Source organism: Mesorhizobium sp. BR1-1-13 (genome assembly GCF_020165515.1).
In the GTDB taxonomy this organism is placed as follows: domain Bacteria; phylum Pseudomonadota; class Alphaproteobacteria; order Rhizobiales; family Rhizobiaceae; genus Mesorhizobium.
Genome location: NZ_JAIUIH010000005.1, coordinates 226,550 through 245,573, shown reverse-complemented (window position 1 = coordinate 245,573; position 19,024 = coordinate 226,550). Strand labels below are relative to the sequence as shown.

At 61.1% G+C, this 19,024-nt stretch carries 15 protein-coding genes; 12 read left to right on the top strand and 3 right to left on the bottom strand.

Annotated features, from left to right (window positions below):
• Positions 1 to 215: 215 nt before the first annotated feature.
• The 5 genes from argE (at position 216) to LB533_RS14685 (ending at position 5,373) form a co-directional block, all read left to right on the top strand.
• Positions 216 to 1,340: an acetylornithine deacetylase gene (gene argE / locus LB533_RS14705; RefSeq protein WP_224677505.1), complete on the top strand. Its 1,125-nt coding sequence runs from the start codon at positions 216 to 218 to the stop codon at positions 1,338 to 1,340.
• 14 nt (positions 1,341 to 1,354) lie between these two features.
• Complete coding sequence (locus LB533_RS14700; protein WP_224677504.1) at positions 1,355 to 2,278, top strand: 2-hydroxyacid dehydrogenase; 924 nt, start codon at positions 1,355 to 1,357, stop codon at positions 2,276 to 2,278.
• A gap of 13 nt (positions 2,279 to 2,291) precedes the next feature.
• Complete coding sequence (locus LB533_RS14695; protein ID WP_224677503.1) at positions 2,292 to 2,648, top strand: cupin domain-containing protein; 357 nt, start codon at positions 2,292 to 2,294, stop codon at positions 2,646 to 2,648.
• A gap of 187 nt (positions 2,649 to 2,835) precedes the next feature.
• Positions 2,836 to 3,879 carry a tartrate dehydrogenase gene (locus LB533_RS14690; protein WP_224677502.1) on the top strand — a complete coding sequence of 348 codons (1,044 nt, stop codon included), beginning with the start codon at positions 2,836 to 2,838 and terminating at the stop codon, positions 3,877 to 3,879.
• A gap of 18 nt (positions 3,880 to 3,897) precedes the next feature.
• Entirely contained in the window at positions 3,898 to 5,373 is a 1,476-nt protein-coding gene (locus LB533_RS14685) for an NAD-dependent succinate-semialdehyde dehydrogenase (protein ID WP_224677501.1), read from the top strand.
• 111 nt (positions 5,374 to 5,484) lie between these two features.
• Here LB533_RS14685 and LB533_RS14680 read toward each other — a convergent pair whose 3' ends face one another.
• A complete protein-coding gene (locus LB533_RS14680) occupies positions 5,485 to 6,174 on the bottom strand; it encodes a haloacid dehalogenase type II (protein WP_224677500.1) in 690 nt (229 codons plus the stop codon).
• A 415-nt stretch (positions 6,175 to 6,589) separates the two neighbouring features.
• On the opposite strand from LB533_RS14680, the gene LB533_RS14675 reads away from it, so the two are divergent.
• Complete coding sequence (locus LB533_RS14675; RefSeq protein ID WP_224677499.1) at positions 6,590 to 7,966, top strand: aspartate aminotransferase family protein; 1,377 nt, start codon at positions 6,590 to 6,592, stop codon at positions 7,964 to 7,966.
• A 37-nt stretch (positions 7,967 to 8,003) separates the two neighbouring features.
• Here LB533_RS14675 and LB533_RS14670 read toward each other — a convergent pair whose 3' ends face one another.
• Complete coding sequence (locus LB533_RS14670) at positions 8,004 to 8,480, bottom strand: Lrp/AsnC family transcriptional regulator (RefSeq protein WP_224677498.1); 477 nt, start codon at positions 8,478 to 8,480, stop codon at positions 8,004 to 8,006.
• Between the two features lie 198 nt (positions 8,481 to 8,678).
• On the bottom strand, positions 8,679 to 10,004 hold the full coding sequence (locus tag LB533_RS14665) for an NAD(P)/FAD-dependent oxidoreductase (RefSeq protein ID WP_224677497.1): 1,326 nt from the start codon (positions 10,002 to 10,004) through the stop codon (positions 8,679 to 8,681).
• Positions 10,005 to 10,659: 655 nt separating this feature from the next.
• On the opposite strand from LB533_RS14665, the gene LB533_RS14660 reads away from it, so the two are divergent.
• The 6 genes from LB533_RS14660 to thrC all read left to right on the top strand — a co-directional run bounded on the left by LB533_RS14660 (position 10,660) and on the right by thrC (position 18,816).
• Positions 10,660 to 12,324, top strand: a complete 1,665-nt coding sequence (locus tag LB533_RS14660; RefSeq protein ID WP_224677496.1) for an ABC transporter ATP-binding protein — start codon at positions 10,660 to 10,662, stop codon at positions 12,322 to 12,324.
• A gap of 23 nt (positions 12,325 to 12,347) precedes the next feature.
• A complete protein-coding gene (locus tag LB533_RS14655) occupies positions 12,348 to 14,018 on the top strand; it encodes a peptide ABC transporter substrate-binding protein (RefSeq protein WP_224677495.1) in 1,671 nt (556 codons plus the stop codon).
• A gap of 80 nt (positions 14,019 to 14,098) precedes the next feature.
• The gene (locus tag LB533_RS14650; RefSeq protein WP_224677494.1) at positions 14,099 to 15,049 is read left to right on the top strand and encodes an ABC transporter permease; all 951 of its coding nucleotides are present in this window, start codon (positions 14,099 to 14,101) and stop codon (positions 15,047 to 15,049) included.
• A 30-nt stretch (positions 15,050 to 15,079) separates the two neighbouring features.
• A complete protein-coding gene (locus LB533_RS14645) occupies positions 15,080 to 15,958 on the top strand; it encodes an ABC transporter permease (RefSeq protein ID WP_224677493.1) in 879 nt (292 codons plus the stop codon).
• Between the two features lie 112 nt (positions 15,959 to 16,070).
• Complete coding sequence (locus tag LB533_RS14640; RefSeq protein ID WP_263487551.1) at positions 16,071 to 17,321, top strand: NAD(P)/FAD-dependent oxidoreductase; 1,251 nt, start codon at positions 16,071 to 16,073, stop codon at positions 17,319 to 17,321.
• 67 nt (positions 17,322 to 17,388) lie between these two features.
• Positions 17,389 to 18,816 (top strand): threonine synthase, encoded by a 1,428-nt coding sequence (thrC, locus tag LB533_RS14635; RefSeq protein WP_224677491.1) that lies wholly within the window; start codon positions 17,389 to 17,391, stop codon positions 18,814 to 18,816.
• The last annotated feature ends 208 nt before the right edge of the window (positions 18,817 to 19,024 follow it).

The window sequence follows — 19,024 nt, the reverse complement described above, 5'->3', positions numbered from 1 at the left end:
GCCTTAGAGCATCCGGCTTTCTCATCCCGCCACCCAATGCAATTCCGTAGCAAACGTCTTTGTCGCAGCTTTGCATAGGAACGCCAGCAGGTTTCACCGCCTGGGCATGGCTTTTCGCAATTTTCAACCAATGCCCCGGGGTGGTTCGGCAGCGAATACTCCTGCCTGCGGCTACGCTGGCCACACCCCGAATTTGCGCAAGCAGAGTGGCCACCATGAACGTGGAAGAGATTCTCGCCAGACTGATTGCGTTTCCCTCTGTTGTGGGCACGCCAAACGGTGCGATCCTCGATTGGATCCGCCACTACTGTCAGGCAGCCGGAGCCGAGGTAACGGTTATTCCCGGTCCCGAGGGCGATAGATCCAACCTGTTTGCCACGATCGGCCCGCGCGAGCGTCGGGGCTATGTCATCTCTGGACATATGGATGTCGTGCCAGCGCGCGAGCCGGAATGGAACTCGGACCCATTCCTTCTGCGCCGCGACGGCGAGAAGCTTTACGCTCGTGGCACCAGCGATATGAAGGGCTTTCTCGCCTGTGCATTGGCCGCGCTCCCGGAACTCGGGCCAATGAAACTGCGACAGCCCATCCATCTGGCGTTCTCCTATGATGAAGAGGCGGGTTGCCGCGGCGTGCCGCATCTCATCGCCGCGTTGCCTGGTCTCTGCGAGAAGCCGCTTGGCGCGATCATCGGAGAGCCAAGCCGGATGCAGGCCGTCCGAGCGCACAAAGGCAAGGTCGCCGCACGGCTCGAGGTGACCGGGCGATCTGGCCATTCGTCGCGCCCCGATCTGGGCCTCAATGCCATACATGCGATGGCCGGCGTGATCGCGCATGCCGTGGCCTACGGTCAATCCCTGGCTGAGCAGCATCTCGACCACAACTTCGAGCTGCCATACTCGTCCTTGCAGGTCGGCGTGATTGCCGGGGGTCAGGCCGTCAACATCATCCCTGACCGCTGCACTGCCGATATCGAGGTGCGTGCCGTGCCGGGCGTTTCTCCGTCTTCGCTGCTCGAACCGGTGAAGGCCCGGCTGTTCGCCCTGCGCGACCGCGGCTTCAAGGTGGCCTGGCACGAGCTGAGCTCCTATCCCGCCCTTGCGCCCGCGAACGGGAGCGAGCTTACGGCATTACTGACCGAGCTGACAGGGCGAGAGCCGCTCACAGCCGTTAGCTACGGCACCGAGGCTGGACTCTATCAGCAGGCCGGAATCGATGCGGTGATCTGTGGGCCCGGAGACATCGGCCGCGCCCATCTCCCGAACGAATATATCGAGATCGGTGAGCTCGCCGCGTGCCGGCGGATGATCGAGGATCTCGGTGCACGCCTAGCGGCGTGACGGGAGGGCTGTCCATGGCGTTTCTTTTTCATTCCGATGCGGCGCGTGGGGCGGTCTTCCGCGAAGTCTTCGCGCGCGAGCTCCCGGACCTGGAATTCTTCCAGTCCGGCCACGGAGTCGAGCGCGAGAGGATTCGTTATCTCATCACCTGGACGGTGCCGGACGACATCTCGCGGTACAGCAATCTGGAAGTACTGTTTTCCATCGGGGCGGGCGTCGACCAGTTCAATCAGGACGTGGTGCCACACCATGTGAAAGTGGTGCGCATGGTCGAGGACGGCATCATTAGCATGATGCAGGAGTATGTGACGCTCGGTGTGCTGACACTCCACCGTGACTTGCCGGCCTATCTGGAGAAGCAGAAGAGGTGCTCCTGGCAACCCATTCCTGCTCGGCAGGCGGCCGAACGCCGGGTCGGCTTCTTGGGCCTTGGCATGCTGGCACAGGCGGCTATCGCGCGTCTCACGCCATTTCAGTTTCCCCTGGCCGGCTGGAGCCGCAGCGAAAAGCAGATCGAGGGCGTCACGTGCTTTCACGGTGAGGACCAGCTTGCCGGCTTTCTGGGGCAGACGGACATTCTCGTATGCCTGCTGCCGCTGACGGATCGAACGCGTGGCATGCTCGATGCGCAATTCTTCGCCCGGCTGCCGGCCGGGGCACGTCTGCTGCATGTCGGCCGCGGCCCGCAACTCGACCAGATTGCGTTGATCGAGGCGCTCGACGGCGACCACCTTGCGGCGGCGATGCTCGACGTCACCCATCCGGAGCCGCTGCCCCAGGATCATCCCCTGTGGTTGCATCCCAAGGTGATGATCACCCCCCACATCGCGTCCGTGACACAGCCGCATACGGCGGCGCAATCGGTCGTTGAAAACATCCGGCGCCACCGTGCCGGGGAAGAACTGATCGGCGTCGTCGATCGGACACTTGGCTACTGACAGGAAACCTCACATGTCACTTCTGATCCCGATAGACACGAATCCCGCCTTTACCCCGAAAGAGTCCCTGCCCTTGCCGGAGCGCCTCATCTCCGGTGCTCCATCCTTCAAGAGTTGGCCGCAGGATGCCTCGAAAGACGAGAAGGTCCTGAGCGGCGTCTGGGAGGCGACGCCCGGGGTGACGCATTCGATCAAGGGCACCACCTACGAGTTCTGTCACATCCTTTCGGGCCTGATCGAGATCGAGGAAAAGGGCGGTGAGACCAGGACTTATCGCGCGGGCGACAGTTTCGTCATGAAGCCCGGCTTTGTCGGTGTGTGGCGCACGATCGAGACGGTTCGCAAGGTCTATGTCGTCGTCAACGACTGACTTCAAGGTCACGGCCCGGCCGCAAAGCAGGCCGTGACCGCGAAATGATCGACCTTCCAAAGGCGGCCTGACGCGATTTGACGCCGTCAGGCGGCCCATCCTCGATGAAACATGCGTCGCGCCGTCGACTATTGTCTCGCTAGTCAAAAATCCGAAGCATGGCCACCGATCCTTTAGGACACACTTCATGAAGGCCTACTCCATAGCCCTAATTCCCGGCGACGGCATCGGCAAGAGCGTCACGGCAGCAGCATGGCGCGTGCTGGAGGCGGCGGCAAAGCGGGGCGGTTTCGTCCTGGATGGCACAAGCTTCCCATGGTCCTGCGCCTACTACCTGGACATCGGCGTGATGATGCCGCCGGACGGCATCGAGACACTGCGTAAATTCGATGCGATACTTCTCGGCGCCGTGGGCTGGCCTGCGGAAGTGCCCGATTCAGTATCGCTCCATGGCCTGCTGCTGCCGATCCGGAAAACCTTCACACAATATGCCAACATAAGGCCGCACAGACTGTTGCCGGGCGTCGAGGGGCCCCTGCGCTCGGGGCGCTTCGACATTCTTTGCATCCGCGAGAACACGGAAGGCGAATATTCCGGCGCCGGCGGACGCGTTCATTCCGGCACTGCCAACGAGGTGGCGATCGAGACGGCGATCTTCACGCGTGCAGGGGTCGAACGGATCCTCCGATTCGGCTTCGAACAGGCGCGGACGCGCCGCAAGAAGCTCGCATCGGTCACCAAATCCAATGCGCAGAAACATTCCATGGTCTTCTGGGATGAGGTCACGCGCGAGGTGGCGAAGGACTATCCCGATGTGGAGGTCTCACCTTACCACATCGACGCCATGGCCGCGCGGATGGTGCTGGAGCCGGAAAGCCTAGATGTCGTCGTCGCCTCGAATCTGTTCGGCGACATCCTCTCGGATATTGGAGCGGCGATCCAGGGCGGGCTGGGTTACGCTGCGTCGGCCAATATCAATCCCGATCGCAGCGCGCCGTCCATGTTCGAGCCGGTCCATGGCTCGGCCCCCGACATTGCGCATCTCGGTCTCGCCAATCCAATCGCCTCGATCTGGTCCGGCGCGATGATGCTGGAGCATCTGGGCGAGGTGCATGCCGCGGCCGAAGTGATGTCGGCGATCGAGTCCGTAACCGCGCGCGGCATAGGCACGAATGCGGGCAAGGACAGGACCGAGACAATCACGCAAGCCGTGCTTGCGCAATTGAGCTGAAAGAGCGGAGGAAACACCATGAATGCGATGACCACGATTGGCATCCTGAAAGATGCGGACCTGTTCCGCCAGCGCGCATTGATAGGCGACGTGTGGCAGCATGCCCACAGCAAGGCGACGGTCGATGTAATCGATCCAGCCAGTCTCGAACTTCTTGGAATGATCCCGGACATGGGCAGAGACGAGACCCGTGCCGCCATCGACGCGGCGGCGGCGGCGTTCCAGGGCTGGAAGAGGAAGACCCATGCCGAGCGTGCAGGATTTCTGGAGCGCTGGCACGATCTCATCCGGCAGCATGAAGAGGATCTGGCGCTCCTGCTGACGCTGGAGCAGGGCAAGCCGCTCGACGAGGCGCGCGGCGAAATCCGCTATGGCGCATCTTTTGTGAAATGGTTCGCCGAAGAGGCGCGCCGCATCGGCGGATCGACCATTCCCTCGCCCACGGCCGATCGCCGCATTCTGGTGCTGAAGGAGGCGGTCGGCGTCTGCGCCATCATCACCCCATGGAATTTCCCTAACGCGATGATCACGCGCAAGGTGGCTCCGGCGCTGGCCGCCGGGTGCACTGTGGTTATCAAGCCGTCGGAATTCACGCCGTTCTCGGCGCTGGCGCTCGGCGTTCTGGCGGAACGGGCGGGCATTCCGGCAGGCGTCATTAACATCGTCACGGGCATGCCGGCAGAGATCGGCAAGGAATTGATGGCCAATGAAACGGTGCGGAAGATCTCCTTCACCGGTTCCACGCGAGTCGGCGCGCTTCTGATGAAGGGCGCCGCCGACAGCATCAAAAGGCTGAGCCTTGAGCTCGGCGGCAATGCGCCTTTCATCGTCTTCGACGACGCGGACCTCGAACTCGCCGTCGAAGGTGCGGTCAACTCGAAATTCCGCAATGGCGGCCAGACCTGCGTTTGTGCCAACCGCATTCTTGTCCAGGCCGGCGTCTATGAAGCGTTTGCCACGAAGCTTGCTGGCTGGGTCACCAAGATGAAGGTCGGCCCGGGAACAGATGAAGGCGTTTCCATCGGGCCGATGATCAATGGCGCGGCCATCGAGAAGATCCAGAGGCACGTAGCGGATGCCCTGAAGAAAGGCGCGAGGATCATTGCTCAGAGCGAGGCAATGCCTGATGGCAAGCAATACGCACGCCCCCTCGTGATCGGCGAGGCGACGACCGAAATGCTGCTGGCGTCGGAAGAGACCTTCGGTCCGGTGGCCCCACTCTTCCGCTTCGAGACCGAGGAGGAAGCCATCGCGATCGCCAACAGCACGCCTTTCGGCCTTGCCGCCTATTTCTACACGGAAAATCTCAAACGCTCATGGCGCGTCGCGGAAGCGCTGGAGTTCGGCATGATCGGACTCAACACCGGGCTGATCTCGACGGAGGTCGCGCCGTTCGGCGGGGTGAAGCAGTCGGGACTGGGACGGGAGGGTTCGCAACTTGGTATCGAAGAGTATCTCGAGGTCAAGGCACTTCATGTCGGCGGGTTGAACTAGACGCTTCGCCCGGCGCGAGCAGCGCAACCAGTAATGAGAAAGGGGCGGTTGAACCGCCCCTTTCTCATTCGATGTTTCAGGTGCCGCGATGGAGCGGGAGGCACGCCAGCCTCAAGCGATCTTCCGCATGGGCTCCAGGCCGACGGCGGCGGCGAGCCCGCCGATATCCTTGATCTCGGTGTATTGGTAGAAGGGATTAGCGGGCTCGTGGCCGCGGTTCACCCAGACCTTGCTCTTGATACCTAGGTCGTAGGCGGTCATCAGGTCGTAGCGGAAGGATGAGGAGACGTGGGTGACGTCCTCCGGTCCGCAGCCGAGTTTGTCGAGCATGTATTCGAAGCCCTTCATCTGCGGCTTGTAGGCGCCGGTCTCCTCGGCAGTGACGACCATGTGGAAGGGCGCGCCGAGCTTTTCCACGTTCGACATGATCACGTCGTTCATGGCATTCGACAAGATTACCAGAGGTATCTCCTTTGCCACCTTGGCCAGGCCAACTGGCACATCCGGGTGCGGTCCCCAAGTCGGCACCTCGTCGTAGATGCGTTGGGCATCTTCCGGGTTGAAGGCAACCCCATTGCGCTTGCAGGTGCGCTCCAGCGAATTCTGCACCACCTCAAGGTATGGCTTCCAGGCGCCCAGGACCTCGTCCAGGCGATAGGCGGAGTAGTTTTCGATGAACTGCGTCATCGCGACTGGCGAAAGCCTGGAGCTATAGACGCGCCTTGCGGCGCCGGCCATGTCGAAGTTGATAAGCGTGCCATAGCAGTCGAACGTGATGTATTTCGGTCTGAAAGTCGACATTGCGACCATCCTCCTGATCCACTCGGCACAGCGTGCCTGTACCGCAATCACCATAGACGGCGATCATGGGGACTAATGGCCGCATTGGTCGCGACCTGAAGCAGATCATTTCGTATTGCACCACCCGTTTGGCAGAGAGTTGCGCCAGGCGGCTGTTCGGGTTCGCGGGGCAACCTGCCGGCGCGACCTGGGTCGGCATAAGATGCGGCACAACTGGCAGAGGATAGTGAAAACGCGCGGCGCATGACTGCCGGTCGCGAGGAACTGCTGTCTTCGCCGGTTTAGCCTAGGCACCTGAAGATACAGTCGGGAACGGCCATGAGGATGCAGCTCCGAGCCGCCCCAAAGGAACAGAGCGCGCCTCGGCGGACACATGCGCTCGTCAGTCAAGCACTCGGTTGATTTGGAGGAAGAAATGCTTGCGAATTCACTGATCGAACTTGATCGCGCCCATCTGGTTCACCCGGTGGCGTCCTATCGCAGCCATGAGGCGATGGGCGTCCGGGTGCTGGAGTCGGCCACCGGCGCGACGCTGACCGACGCCACGGGGCACACCCTCCTCGATGGGTTCGCCGGTCTGTGGTGCGTCAATGCCGGGTACGGGCAGGACAGCATCGTCGAGGCTGCTGCCAAGCAGCTGCGCGAGCTTCCCTACGCAACGGGTTATTTTGGGTTGGGCTCCGAGCCGGCCATTCGCCTCGCCGCAAGGCTGGCCGAATTGGCGCCGGGCGATCTCAACCATGTCTACTTCACGCTCGGCGGCTCCGACGCGGTCGACAGCACGATCCGGTTCATCCGCTACTATTACCACGCCAAGGGTACGCCGCGGAAAGACCAGTTCATTTCGCTCGAATACGGCTACCATGGATCTTCGACGGCGGGTTCCGGCCTGACCGCGCTGCCGGTTTTTCACGCTGGTTTCGGCGTCCCCTACGACTGGCAGCACAAGATTCCGTCCCACTATCCTTATCGCAATCCCGTCGGTCCCGATCCACGGGCCATCATCGAAGCCTCCGTCGCCGCCCTGCGGGCCAAGATCATGGAGCTCGGCGCCGATCGCGTCGCGGCGTTTTACGTGGAGCCGATCCAAGGATCGGGCGGCGTGCTCGTTCCGCCGGCGGGTTGGCTGAAGGCCATGCGCGCCGTCTGCAAGGAACACGATGTCCTGTTCGTTGTCGACGAGGTCATCACCGGCTTCGGCCGCACCGGTCCGCTCTTCGCGTGCGAAGAGGATGACGTCGTTCCCGACCTCATGACAACGGCGAAGGGCCTGACCTCGGGTTACGTGCCGATGGGCGCCGTCTTCTTGTCCAGCCACGTTTACAACACGATCGCGGACGGAGCCGGCAAGGCGCTCGTCGGCCATGGTTATACTTACTCGGCCCATCCCGTGAGTGCGGCGGTAGCGCTCGAATGCCTGCGCCTTTACGAGGAGGGCCTGCTGGACAACGGACGCACGGCCGGAAAGCGCCTGATGGCGGGTCTTCGCTCGCTCAGCGATCACCCGCTGGTCGGCGACGTACGCGGGCGCGGCATGCTGGCCGCGGTCGAACTGGTGATCGATAAGGAGCGCAAGACGCCGTTGCCGCCGGAAGCCGATCCCGCGCGCCGAGTTTTCGACCGCGCCTGGCAGAACGGTCTCATTGTCCGGGCCTTCGCAAATGGCGTTCTGGGCTATGCGCCGCCCCTCTGTTGCACGGACGAGGAGATCGACGGGATCATCGAACGCACCCGGTTGACCCTCGACCAGACGCTCGAGGATAAAGATGTGCGGGTGGCGATGAGAAGATGATCATTCAGCCGATGCCTGGGCAAAGGCGACCTCTGTCTCATCGGTCGAATATGGTGGCAAGCGGCAGGTGAGATTTAACGATAGGCGACTTCAGCACGACAAAGCTGAAGTACTTGTCGATACCGATATCCATTTCGAGCAGACGCTCCATGATCGTCTGGTACTCAGTTATCCCCGCGGTTATAAACTTGACGAGATAGTCATAGCCCCCGGAAACGAGATGACATTCGATAACGGAGTCTACTTTTTCGACGGTCGTCAGAAAGCGGGCGAAATCACCCTGTCGATGGTTCTTCAGTGTGATTTCGGTGAAGACCGTTAGGGGTTGCCCAAGCTTCGAAACGTCGACCTGCGCGGAATAGCCGGTGATGTAGCCCTCTGTCTGCAGCTTCTTGACACGCATCAGGCAGGGGCTGGGCGAAAGGTGTACCACCTCAGCGAGCTCGACGTTGGATATACGCCCGTTCTTTTGAAGTTCGGACAGAATCCTTATGTCGATCTTGTCCAGCTTCACTGTGAAACCCCATCCAGATCTTGGTCCGCGCTTCGTATCGCGGACCGGAGCAGCGCCGGCCGTTTCGAACTCTGAAATCCTAAAATCATACGTGCCACCTTACCATCGACCTGCATCTTGTCTTCAAGAATTGGGACTACCCCCTCAACGGCGCCAATACAGGAGAGCTGGTCCGGGTGGACTCTTCGCTGGATCAAATCAGAACTCGGCGACCTTGCCCCATGCAGCCGTTTTCAGTCGCTCTGGCCGGTACGGACGCGGATCGACAATTGGTTCGCTGCCCGTGATGATGTCGGCAACGAGGTGTCCGGCGCCGGGACCGATGCCGAAGCCGTGGCCGCTGAAGCCCGCTGCCAGGATGAAGCCTGGAATCCCCTCGACCTCACCGATAACCGGGATGCCATCGGGCGTGCTGTCGATATAGCCGGCCCACGCATCGGTAATGGTGACGCTTCGGAACTCGGGAATCAACTCGCAGGCGCGCCGATAGGTGAGATCGATCTGACCTAGATCGGGCCGGGGATCGAGTATCCGATTCCGCTCCATGGGGGTCGCCTCGTCAGGTGCCCATTTGACGAGCGTTTCATGACCCTGCCGCCAGCCCTCAAGGCCACCGGGCGACAAATTGCGCCAGCGGCGGGCAAACATAGGCATGAATCCCCGTGAAAACCGCAACTGCTGCGGTGTCGGATCGACGCGTGCTCGCCCACTGATTGCCAGCGTGTAACCGCCGTTACCTCGGCGCGTAAACGCAATCCCGGAGGTATAAAGGGCGCCAGGCAAACCAACCGCTCCGGGCGCGACGGCCAGTATCGAAGAGCGAACGGAAGCCTGCGGGAAGCGAATGCCGAGCTGATGGCAAAAGGACGAAGCCCATGCGCCGCCAGCCATGACGACGGTCTTGGTGCGGATTGTGCCGCTTTCCGTCACTACACCGCTTACTCGGCCCGCGCTAAGCTCAACGGTACGCGCGGCGCATTGCTGGTGCACGCTGCCGCCGGCCGCTATGATGCCGCGCGTTGCCACGGGCACTGCCCGCGAGGTGTCGGCGGTTCCGTCGGTGGGCGAGAGCACCCCGCCTTTCCACTGGCGCCCGGTCGCCTTGCCCCGTTCGGTCGCTTCTTCAGCATTTAACATTTGCGTAGTGACGCCGACCGTGCGCGCAAAGTCGCCCCACTTCGCCCAGCCTGCGAGTTCACTCTCGTCCTGCGAGAGATAGAGAAGGCCGCAGCGGCGAAAGCCCGTGTCTTGGCCGGTCTGCTGTGACACCTTCTCCCAAAGACCAAGGCTCTTGGTTGCCATAGGCAGCTCGCGCGCATCACGGTTCTGCTGGCGGCACCAGCCCCAGTTGCGGCTGGACTGCTCCGCCGCGACGCGTCCCTTCTCGACCAGGGCGACCTTGAGGCCGCGGCGCGCGAGATAATAGGCTGTGAATACGCCCACCACGCCGCCGCCGATCACCACGACGTCTGCCTCGCCGGGCAGAGATGGACTGGATTCGATGTGCATGAGTGGTGCAGGCATGGGCAGGGACACCTAGTTTAGCGCAGCCTAGCGTATGGTCCTCAGCCATAAGGCGCGAACTTTGTACGGGAGCGAAATATCCTGCCGTTTGCCGCATGGAGACGGGCGATTATCGCGACGAAGGACCGGTCGCGTGGCACCCCGGCGGAACCGGGAATACACTCACCTGCATCGGATAGGCCCCGGATGAGCATGAGGGCGACGCGGCTGTCGCGATCCTTTGGCTCCGTTTGGCGGAGCCATGCTCGATCCGGCCCCGGGGATTCAAGGTGGCCGTGGCGGCAAGCGATGGTGCCTTCGCATGGTAGGCATATACTACCGGCTGGACGACATGCTCGCGCGACCCGGGCATCGGAATAGGCGCAGAGTGAAATGCCAATTTAGCTGTCCTTTGCAGAAGTTCCTGCTGCTTGCGGGCCAAGTTTCGGCGACTCTGCCGGCTATAAAGGGTCACACTCATTGTCGACTAAGGTCCGTTACCCCGCATATCCGCCAGGAGGCAGGCAGGCTCCGCAGGCCACGATGGCAGGGGAGCTGAAGTGAGCCGGAGAGTTCACGACAGGGAACAGTTTGACCGATTGACCGCCCCGAGGCGGAGATCGAAAACGCAATCCGCAGCGGGCTGAAGAGCGCGGCTGAAAAGGGAGAGGTCTCGATGATCGCCAGCATCCAAGCTGTAGCTCCTCATGAAGTGGCGCTTTCGGTGCGCGATCTGACCGTAAGCCTGCCGGCCGGCATGGAGCGGGTCCATGCCGTCGAGAATATCTCGTTTGATCTGAAGCGCGGCCAGATCCTCTGTATCATCGGTGAGTCCGGATCGGGCAAGTCGGTCACTGCGAACGCGATCATGGGACTTCTGCCGAAGGTGATCCGCACCACTTCGGGTGTCATCCAACTGGAGGGAATGAACATCATCGGCATGTCGCCCGACAAGCTGCGCAACCTGCGTGGCCGTGTCGTGTCGATGATCTTTCAGGATCCGCTTTCGGCGCTCAACCCCCTGATGACGGTGGGCGCGCAGATTGACGAGGTCATGGCAGCGCATGGATACGGCACGCCAAAGACCTGCCGCGACCGCGCCATTGAGCTGCTCGCTGAAGTGGGCCTGGCCGAACCCGAACTCATGTACCACCAGTATCCTTTCCGGCTTTCTGGCGGGCAGCGGCAGCGCGTGATGATCGCCATGGCCCTGGCGCTCGAGCCGACGGTGCTGATCGCCGATGAGCCAACCACCGCGCTCGACGTCACCACCCAGGCACAGATCCTGGAACTGATCCGCGACATTCAACGCCGCAAGGGCATGAGCGTGATGTTCATCACCCACGATTTCGGCGTGGTGGCCGAGATCGCCGACAGCGTGGTCGTGATGGAAAAGGGCCACATTGTCGAACAGGGCAGCGCCGAGCAGGTGTTGAAGGCGCCGAAGCACCCTTACACCCAGCGCCTGATTGCAGCCGTACCACATCTGACCGGCGAGGATCGCCCTCGTGCCGAGCCCGCCAGTGAGGAGCCAATCCTGAAAGTCGAGGGTCTGGTGAAGACCTATCGTGGCGGCAGCGCGCTGTTCGGCGCCCAGCGGACTGTTACTGCGGTCAACGAGGTTTCGTTCGAACTGGCGCCCGGCCGCACGCTGGGCGTCGTAGGCGAGAGCGGTTCGGGAAAATCGTCATTGGGCCGGCTCCTGATTAGGCTGCTGGACAGCGACGGCGGTGGGATTTTGTTCGAGGGATCCGACATAGCCAAGCTTTCCGAAGCGAAGTTCCGCCCGCTTAGACCGCGAATCCAGATGATCTTCCAGGATCCCTTCGCGTCTCTGAACCCACGCTCAACCGTCGGCCACATCATGACCGTAGGCCCGGTGGCTCACGGTATCTCCTATGTCCAGGCCGGTGAGGAAGCGCGTGCGCTTCTGGCCCATGTCGGTCTCGATGCCGGCGCCTTTGGCCGCTATCCGCACGAGTTCTCGGGTGGGCAACGCCAGCGCATCGGCATCGCTCGTGCGCTCATGTTCAAACCGAAGCTGTTGATTGCCGACGAGGCGGTCTCCGCGCTCGACGTGTCGATCCAGGCACAGATCCTTCAGCTTCTGGACCAGATCCAGCGCGAGACCGGCGTGTCGATGGTCTTCATTACCCACGACCTGCGCGTGGCCAGCCAGATCTGCGACGAAATCGCTGTGATGCAGAAGGGCCGGATCGTCGAGCGCGGACCGCCCTCGCAGATATTCCTGAACCCGCAAGCGGCGTACACGCGCCAACTCGTGGCGGCAATTCCAGGGGAGAGGCCGGGCAATACCCGTCCCATCGCAGCAAACGCATAAGAAATAACAAGAGAGGAACTACCATGACCAAAAATTCAACGACCACATCCAACTACTCGAGACGCCAGGCGCTGCGGCTGATGGCGCTAGGCGGAGCTGCAGGCTTGATCGCGCCCAATCTTCTGGGCAAGTCCGCTTTCGCCAAGACCCCTGCCACGGGTCCGGCCGGTCGCGTCGTCGTCGGTCTTTCACAAGAGCCAACGGTGTTCAATCCGTTGATGGCGCATATCGAAGTCGATGACGCGGTCCATTTCTCCGTCTTTGACGCGTTGGTCCGGATGGACGCTGACGGCGTCCTTCAGCCGAATCTGGCAGCCGAGGTGCCAAGCCAGAAGAACGGCGGCATTTCGCAGGACGGTCTTAACTGGCGCATCCGGTTGCGTGACAATGCCCGGTGGCACGACGGTCAGCCCTTCACGGCCGAGGACGTGAAGTACACTCTTGAGCTCATCACGAACCCGAAGTTTCGCGCCTGGCGTACAAGCGGCCATTCGCTCGTGCAGGAGATCAAAGTGGTGTCACCAACCGAGATCACATGGCGCATGAAGGAGGCTTTTGCTCCCTATCTTTCCTTCCTGGCTGAAACATTCATCGTGCCCAAGCACATTCTGGAGAAAGAGGCCGATCCCAATACAGCGGCGTTCAACCAGGCGCCGGTCGGCACCGGCGCATTCAAATGGAGCCAGCGCGTCGCGGGTGATCATATCGAGCTCGTCGCCAATCCTGAGTACGCCGGCGAAGGTCCTTATGTCGAGAAACTCATTTTCAAATACATTCCCGATCTTACCGTGCTCTACACGCAGTTCAAGAGTGGCGACGTAGACCTGGTCGATCAGGCGTATATCACTGCCGACCATTACGCTGAAGCCCGCGAATTGCCGGACCGTGTAGTGACGCTGGAGACCGGGTCATCCCTGGAGTCGATCTATCTCAATTTGGGCCGCCCGCAGTTCAAGGACTTGGCAGTTCGCCAGGCGCTCTACGCCGCGATGGACAGGAAAGCTATCGTCGACACGATCTACTATGGCGTCGGCACGCTCACCGAGACCTTCATGCCGAAGGAGTCCTACTACTACAATCCGAACCTGCCCCTGCAGGAGTTCAATCTGGACCGTGCGCGTCAGATGCTTGACGAGGCCGGCTGGAAGCCAGGGCCGGATGGAATCCGCGCCAAGGATGGAGTGCGGCTGTCCTTCTCCAACTCAACGACGTCTGGCAACAACCTCCGCGAGCAGACGCAGCAGTTCCTGCAGCAGACGTTTGCGGAGATCGGCGTCGAGATGACGATCTCAAATTTGCCGGCCGCAGTCATGTGGGGCGAATTCTGGCTGAAGTCACAATTCGACACAGCTATGGTCGGCGTTACCTATCTGATTGCCGCGGACCCCGATGCCACAAATCGCCTTCATACGAAGGCAATCGCCGCTCAAGGCGGACACGGCTCGAATACCGGGCAATATTCCAATCCTGAGGTCGATGCTCTTCTCGAAAAGGGTGCTCGCATCTTCGATCCTGAGGAGCGGCGCGGGATCTATAATCGCGTGCAGGAAATAGTGCGCCATGATCTGCCCTTCCTGCCGCTGTCAGCGCTTACAAACGTGCTCGGACGCAAGGCCAGCTTGGACGGCTTCAAGCCTAATGCCAACACCCGCACGGCCTCCTGGGATGCCGCGGCCTGGCATTGGAAGGCCTAATCCACGCAGTTGCCGCCGGCCGATTTCACGCGGGGGGCGGCAACAGACCGAAATCGAAAAATCGACCAAGGAGGACTCGAATGCGCGGCTTCCTGCTCAATCGCCTCTCGCAGAGCCTGGTGCTGCTTGTGATCGTTTCGATCATCGGCTTCGGCATTTTGAATCTCCTTCCTGGCGGCCCGCTGGCGCAATTCGGGCTTGATCCCGGAATGACCCAGCAGGATATCGAGCGCCTCAAGGGGCTGCTGGGCCTCGATCGACCCATATGGATCCAATATCTGGACTGGGCATGGCGACTGGTGCGGGGCGACTGGGGTCACTCCTTCCGCGACGGAGCGCCGGTATTGCAGATCATCGGCAGCCACGTGTTCGCCACGCTGCTGCTGATGGGGTCCTCGACCGCAATTGCGATTTCCATCGGCGCCTGGATCGGAATCCGTGGCGCCACGCGCCGCTACTCGCTCTTCGATTATCTTGCAACGGTTGGCGCCATGGTCGCGTTGTCGGTCCCAACCTTCTGGTTCGGCCTCGTCGGCATCTACATCTTTACCCTGAAGTTGGGCTGGCTGCCGGCGGGCAACATGTCCGAGATCGGCGATAGCTCGATCCTGGGTTACCTCCATCATCTGATCCTCCCAAGTGTAGTGCTGTCGCTGGTCCATGTCGCGATCTGGAGCCGCTACATGCGAACGGCGACGCTCGACGCCATCAGCCAGGACTTCGTCAAGACGGCTCGGGCCAAGGGGTTGAGTGAACGCCGGATTCTGATGAAGCATGTCGTCGGCAACGCGCTCTTGCCGATGATCACCCTGGCCGGGATGCAGCTTCCCAGCATTCTGACCGGCGCGCTGGTGACCGAAACTGTCTTTACCTGGCCAGGTATGGGACGGTTGTTTCTCGATAGCCTGGGCTACAGCGACTACCCGGTTGTGATGGGGCTTTTGATGTTCTCGGCTATCCTCGTTCTGCTTGGAAACCTGATCGCCGACATAGTCGTCGCTATTGTCGATCCGCGCATTCGTCTGGCCTGAGCGCGCAACTTCCGACAGGAGACAGCCGATATGACCGCTCTCACCGTAAATGCAGCTCCAAGCCGATGGAGAAACAACCGCGCGGCACGTCGTTTCATGCGGCATCGCCTGGCCCTGCTCGGGTTGACGATGATCGTTTTCCTGACCCTGGCTTGTGTCGTCGGTCCCCATCTCTTGCCTTATGACTCACTCTACATCGATCTGCGGGCCCGATTTGCCCCCCCGTTGACCGGTTACCACTTTCTAGGCACCGATCCACTTGGTCGTGACCTTGCGGCCAGACTCCTGATGGCGGGGCGAATCTCGCTGCTGGTAGGTTTCTTCGCGATGGTGTTGTCGACGCTCGTCGGCACGATGGTCGGCGTAATTGCGGGCTATCGCGGCGGCTGGATCGGGGCAACGCTGATGCGCACGGTCGATGGCTTCCTGTCGTTCCCATCGATCTTTCTGCTGCTCGCGCTGGCAGCGGCACTCAAGCCCAGCCCCGTGATGATCACCGTCATCATCGCCCTGACGAGTTGGATGGAGGTTGCCCGTATCGTCGAAGCGGAAGTCCGCTCGTTGCGCGAACGCGAGTTCGTCCTGGCCGGGCGCATGCTGGGATTGAGCGGCACCCATATCATGTTCCGCGAGATACTGCCTAACGCCATGGGACCGATCATCGTGGCCTCCACCTTGACGGTGGCGCGCGCCATTCTCATGGAAGCCTACATCAGCTTCCTCGGCTACGGCATCCAGCCGCCACTGCCAAGCTGGGGCAACATGCTCAACGGCGCCCAACAATATCTGGGCAGCGCACCTTGGCTGGCGATCATTCCCGGAGCGGCCATCACCATCGCGGTGACCAGTTTCAATTTCATTGGTGACGGACTGCGTGACGCTCTGGACGTCCGGGACGATCATATTTGAAGTGCCGCGAGCGACCGCTCTCATAATCCCTGGAACCCCAAGAGAAGTCAGTAACGTGCACGAGCCCAAAATCGAAAAGAACACGCCATATTGGTGGGAAGCGGCGCCCGTCATGCCGCTGCCGCCGCAGCCGGTGGCAAAGACACTTGACGTGGCGATTGTCGGTGCCGGTTATGCCGGACTTTCCGCCGGGCTTGTGCTGGCTCGCGAGGGACGCTCGGTCGCCGCTTTTGATGCGATGAATCCGGGCGAGGGTGCTTCCACGCGCAACGGCGGGATTACGAGCGGGAGCATCCGGCCGGACCATGCCACGATCACCCGGCGCTTCGGTGAAGCGAAGGCCTTGGCGATCGAGGCCGAGGGCAAGGTTGCGCGTGAATTCCTCTACGACTTCATCAAGACCGAAGGGCTCGACTGCGACTTCCGACTGGTTGGCCAGTTCAAAGGCGCTTTCGGATATGAACAGTATGAAAAGATGGCGCGCGGCGCCGAAAGGCTGGCGAAGAAACTGGGGATCGAGTCCTACGCGGTTCCGCATCCCGAACAGCGAAACTATATCGGCACCGATTTCTACCGCGGCGGAACCGTTCGGATGGACATTGGCGGGCTGCACCCGGCAAAGTTCCATGCTGAACTCCTACGGGTGGCGCTTGCATCCGGATTGACGGTCCATTCGCATACACGGGTCAAGTCGATCGAGAGGAATGGTTCGGGATTCCGCGTGGTGACTTCGGCAGGGACGGTGGATGCACGGCAAGTTCTGGTCTGTACCAATGGATATACCGACGGCGCCGCGCCCTTCCTGCGCCGCCGCCTGGTTCCGGTCCGCAGCCGGATCATCGTGACCGAGGAACTTGAGCCCGACGTCATGGCCCAATTGATGCCGAAGCTGATGACGATCACCGAGGGCCGGCAACTCGGCTTCTATTATCGTCCCTCGCCCGACGGAAAGCGCATTCTGCTAGGAGGCCGTGACAGTTCTCGCGTCGGCGATCCGGCGGCGCCGAAACTGCTCCTGCGCGATGGCCTGGTGAACCTCTTCCCGGAGTTGGAGAACGTGCGTCTTTCGCATTGCTGGTTCGGCAACGTGGCGATGAACCGCGACATGCTGCCCCGCATGTTCGAGAAGGACGGTGTGGTCTACGCCACCGGCTTCTGCGGTTCGGGCGTGGTCTGGGCACCATGGGTCGGTATGCGTGCGGCCCACAAGCTGATGGGGCATGGCGAGCAGTCGCGCACGGCCTTTGACTTTCGGCCTCCCGCCTCCATCCCGCTATATCGGGGCAATCCGTGGTTCATGCCGGCGATTATCCGGGGCTATCGGTTGCAGGACCGTATTGCCTTCTGGCGCGCCAGCCGCTGACAGCTGAAGGGTGGCGAGTTCCAAGCGAGCGTCTTAGCTGCGACCCGGCTACAGGAAGAGCATCATAATGCACTACATCTCCACTCGCGGCTATCCCGAACGCAAGACGTTCTGCGAGGTTCTGCTTGAAGGTCTCGCGCCAGATGGCGGACTATATGTGCCGGAGGTCTACCCGCGGGTGGATGATGCCACGCTGGCTCGGTGGCGAGGCTTGTCTTACCCTCAGCTCGCTTTTGAAATCCTGTCGCTTTACATCGACGATATTTCGCCCGCCGATCTGAAGGCAATTTGTGCGAAAACCTACACAGCTGAAATTTTCGGGACCGCTAGGATCGTGCCCGTGCGAACGCTTGCGGCGGGCCTCCACGTGGCGGAACTGTCGAACGGTCCGACGCTGGCGTTCAAGGACATCGCCATGCAGTTGCTCGGCAATCTGCTTCAGTACGAACTGGCGCGTCGGCATGAGGAATTGAACATCCTCGGCGCGACCAGCGGCGATACTGGCAGTGCGGCGGAATATGCAATGCGAGGCAAGAGGGGCATCCGCGTCTTCATGATGTCGCCCCGTGGGCGCATGAGCGCCTTCCAGCAAGCCCAGATGTTCAGCCTGCAGGACGAAAACATCCAGAACATCGCCATTGAGGGGGTATTCGACGATTGCCAGGACATCGTGAAAGCCGTGTCCGGCGATGCCGACTTCAAGAGGCGCCACAGAATCGGCGCCGTCAATTCGATCAACTGGGCCCGGCTGTTGGCTCAGGTGGTGTATTACTTCTCTGCGTATTTCCAGGTGACCGCAGAGAACGCATCAGAGGTCGATTTCACGGTTCCTTGCGGCAATTTCGGCAACATCTGCGCTGGTCATGTCGCGCGGATGATGGGTCTTCCCATATCCCGCCTCGTCGTTGCGACGAACGAAAACGACGTGCTGGACGACTTCTTTCGGACCGGCGTCTATCGCTTGCGGGGCCAGGCAGACACCTTTGAAACCTCAAGTCCTTCGATGGACATCTCCAAGGCATCGAATCTCGAGCGTTTCGTGTTCGACTTGCTCGGCCGTGATGGGGACCGGACGAAATCGCTGTTCGACGATCACCTCCGGAAAAGCGGGGCCTTCGACCTCAGTCGGGATCCGGCCTTCGCGCGGGCGGCAGATCGCTTCGGTTTTCGCAGCGGCAAAAGCACCCATACGGAGCGGTTGGCGACGATCCGTGACATCTGGCAGCGTTCAAACATGCTTACCGATCCACATACGGCAGATGGCGTGAAGGTCGCTCGCGAACATTTCGTGCCGGATGTTCCGATGATTGTGCTCGAGACGGCCCTGCCGATCAAGTTTGCCGCGACCATCAGGGAGGCTTTGGGCCGGGAGCCGGGTCGTCCGAAACGGTTCGAGGGCATAGAGCAATTGCCCAGACGGTTCAAAATGCTTCCCGCCGATGCGCAGGCCATAAAGACCTACATCGCCGAAATCGTACAGGGTGCAGCCTGCTGAAGAGCTGTTTCAGCGACCGGGGACCGTTTTTCGCTATGGCTGTTTATACGGAGCGTCAGTCGACGAAGTGGCTGCATTCCTTCGAGCGCCCATCCTGCGCCGACCACGTTCATTCGCGGGACCGCGACCGGCATTGAGAAAAACACCGACTATTTCGTTGATGCGGAAGCCGGAGAGCATCTCCTCACCTTGTTCGAGCGGCTCACGT

Coding starts and splice junctions, on each gene's coding strand:
- argE (WP_224677505.1), top strand. CDS start 216: ATGAACGTGGAAGAGATTCTCGCCAGACTGATTGCGTTTCCCTCTGTT.
- LB533_RS14700 (WP_224677504.1), top strand. CDS start 1,355: ATGGCGTTTCTTTTTCATTCCGATGCGGCGCGTGGGGCGGTCTTCCGC.
- LB533_RS14695 (WP_224677503.1), top strand. CDS start 2,292: ATGTCACTTCTGATCCCGATAGACACGAATCCCGCCTTTACCCCGAAA.
- LB533_RS14690 (WP_224677502.1), top strand. CDS start 2,836: ATGAAGGCCTACTCCATAGCCCTAATTCCCGGCGACGGCATCGGCAAG.
- LB533_RS14685 (WP_224677501.1), top strand. CDS start 3,898: ATGAATGCGATGACCACGATTGGCATCCTGAAAGATGCGGACCTGTTC.
- LB533_RS14680 (WP_224677500.1), bottom strand. CDS start 6,174: ATGTCGACTTTCAGACCGAAATACATCACGTTCGACTGCTATGGCACG.
- LB533_RS14675 (WP_224677499.1), top strand. CDS start 6,590: ATGCTTGCGAATTCACTGATCGAACTTGATCGCGCCCATCTGGTTCAC.
- LB533_RS14665 (WP_224677497.1), bottom strand. CDS start 10,004: ATGCCTGCACCACTCATGCACATCGAATCCAGTCCATCTCTGCCCGGC.
- LB533_RS14660 (WP_224677496.1), top strand. CDS start 10,660: ATGATCGCCAGCATCCAAGCTGTAGCTCCTCATGAAGTGGCGCTTTCG.
- LB533_RS14655 (WP_224677495.1), top strand. CDS start 12,348: ATGACCAAAAATTCAACGACCACATCCAACTACTCGAGACGCCAGGCG.
- LB533_RS14650 (WP_224677494.1), top strand. CDS start 14,099: ATGCGCGGCTTCCTGCTCAATCGCCTCTCGCAGAGCCTGGTGCTGCTT.
- LB533_RS14645 (WP_224677493.1), top strand. CDS start 15,080: ATGACCGCTCTCACCGTAAATGCAGCTCCAAGCCGATGGAGAAACAAC.
- LB533_RS14640 (WP_263487551.1), top strand. CDS start 16,071: ATGCCGCTGCCGCCGCAGCCGGTGGCAAAGACACTTGACGTGGCGATT.
- thrC (WP_224677491.1), top strand. CDS start 17,389: ATGCACTACATCTCCACTCGCGGCTATCCCGAACGCAAGACGTTCTGC.